General features: G+C 73.3%; 1 protein-coding gene. It reads left to right on the top strand.

Translation table 11 applies throughout. The features are described 5' to 3' along the window. Positions 1-18 precede the first annotated feature (18 nt). The coding region (locus tag HW577_RS23695; RefSeq protein WP_232475200.1) for a DUF3141 domain-containing protein at positions 19-2,409 on the top strand (2,391 nt) is incomplete at its 3' end.

Raw genomic sequence — 2,409 nt, 5'->3', positions numbered from 1 at the left:
CCGGCGGCGGGCGCCGCGATGCTCGCGGACCAGGCCGGGCTGCTGGCCCGTGCCGCCACGCGCGGCGCGGCACGCATCGCCGGGACGAACGCGGCGCGCCTCGGCGTCCGCCTCGACGCCGCCTCGCAGGTGGCGGGCAGGCTGGCGGAACTCGCGCGCGGCGGGGATCTCATGGCGCCGTGGCTCGACTACCTGCGCGATCGGGCGGAGCGGCTGGTGCTGACCATGGATGCGCTGCGCGAGCGCGGCGACATCTTCGCCGCGCATGAGCGCGCCGGCTGCCCGCCGGTGCTGGCCTACGACCACGAGACCGTGCTCGACGGGCTGACCCTGCCGCGGCCGTGCAACTACATGCTGCTGCGCATCCTGCCGCCGGCGGGCGTCTCGATCGACCCGGCCGCGCGGCCCTACATCATCATCGATCCCCGCGCCGGCCACGGCGCCGGCATCGGCGGCTTCAAGAACGACAGCCAGGTGGGCGTCGCACTCGCCAAGGGGCACCCGGTCTATTTCGTCGGCTTCCGCCGCGACCCGCATCCCGACCAGACGCTCGCCGACGTCACCCGCGCCGAGGCGGAATTCGTCCGCGAGGTGACGAGGCTGCACCCGCGATCCCTGAAGCCCGTGGTGATCGGCAACTGCCAGGGCGGCTGGGCGACGCTGCTGCTGGCCGCCACCAACCCCGACCTCGCCGGCCCGATCGTGCTGAACGGCGCGCCGGTCGTCCCCTGGGCGGGCGAGGTCGGCAGCAACCCGATGCGCTACACGGCCGGCGTGCTCGGCGGCACCTGGCTGCCCATGCTGCTCTCGGACCTGGGCGGCGGCGTCTTCGACGGCGCCCACCTGGTGCAGAACTTCGAGATGCTGAACCCCAGCCGCAGCTTCTTCGGCAAGTACTACGACCTGTTCGGCGGCATCGACACCGAGCGCGAGCGCTTCCTCGAATTCGAGCGCTGGTGGGGCGGCTTCTTCCGGCTGAACGAGCAGGAGATCCGCTGGATCGTCGAGCAGCTCTTCATCGGCAACCGGCTGGTGCGCAACACCGCGCAGCTGGAGCCCGGGCGCACGGTGGACGTGAAGAACATCCGCTCGCCCATCATCGTCTTCGCGAGCCGCGGCGACAACATCACGCCCCCGGCCCAGGCGCTGAACTGGATCGCCGACAGCTACGCCGACGTGCAGGAGATCCGCATCCGCGGCCAGCGCATCATCTACATGCTGCACGAGGAGGTCGGGCATCTCGGCATCTTCGTCTCGGCCAGGATCGCCCAGAAGGAACACGCCGAGGTCGCCTCGGTGATGGAGACGATCGAGGCGCTGCCCCCGGGCCTGTACGAGATGCGGATCGAGGCGGCGAGCGGGCAGGGCCTGGCGCGCAGCTTCACCGTCTCCTTCGAGGAACGTGGCCTGGCCGACCTGCGCGGGCACGACGACGGCCCCCGCGACGAGCGCCCTTTCGCCGCGGTCGCCCGCCTGTCCGAGGCGCAGGCCGAGATCTACGACACCCTGCTGCGCCCCTTCGTCCAGGCGATGGTCACGCCCGTGACGGCGGAGCTGGGCCGCCTGATGCACCCGCTGCGCGTCCAGCGCGCGGTCATGGCCAGCGCCAACCCCTTCATGCTGCCCTGGATGTCGATGGCCGGGCAGCTGCGCGGCACGCGCCAGCCGGCGCGGCCGGACAACCCCTTCGTCGCGATCGAGCAGGCCGGCGCCGCGCTGGTCGAGCAGTCGCTCGACCTGTTCCGCGACCTGCGCGACATGTCGGCCGAGCTCGTCTTCCTCGGCCTCTGGGCGTCGCCGGCGGCGCACCGCTACGGGCGCTCGCACGCGGCCGGGCGCACCCTGAAGGACACGCAGGCGCTGCATGCCCTGCCGGAGGCGCACATGGCGCTCGCCCGCGTCGGTGAAGGCGGCTTCGCCGAGGCGGTGATCCGCATGCTGGTGATGCTGGCCGAAAGCCGCGGCGGGGTGCGGCGCGACCGGCTGGAACGCTCGGCGCGGCTGCTGACCACCGACGCGCCCTTCGCCGCCATGACGCCGGACGAGCGCACCCGCATCATCCGCGAGCAGACGCTGATCGCGACGCTCGCCCCGCAGGAGGCGATGGAGAGCCTGCCGCGGCTGCTGCCCACGCGGGCGGAACGCGACCTGGCGCTGCGCGTCGTCCGCTACGTGCCCGGCCGGATCGAGGAGATGGCCCCGCACACGCTGGAGCAGCTGCACCACATGGCCGAGGTGCTGGACCTGCCGCCCTTCGCCGACGACGTGCTGGAGAATCCGCTGGCCGGGGCGGTGGAGGCGCCGGCGGCGAAGGAGACGCGGCGGGCCGCCCGCACGGCCGGGAGTGAGCCCGCCGAGGGCGCGGCCGGCATCAGCGACCCTGGGGCGCGCGCGGCGCCGGGCGCCAGT

Origin of the sequence: Neoroseomonas rubea, from assembly GCF_016106015.1 — a bacterium.
Lineage (GTDB): Bacteria > Pseudomonadota > Alphaproteobacteria > Acetobacterales > Acetobacteraceae > Neoroseomonas > Neoroseomonas rubea.
The sequence above is the reverse complement of the archived record's forward strand: the minus strand, read 5'-3'. Positions and strand labels throughout refer to the sequence as shown.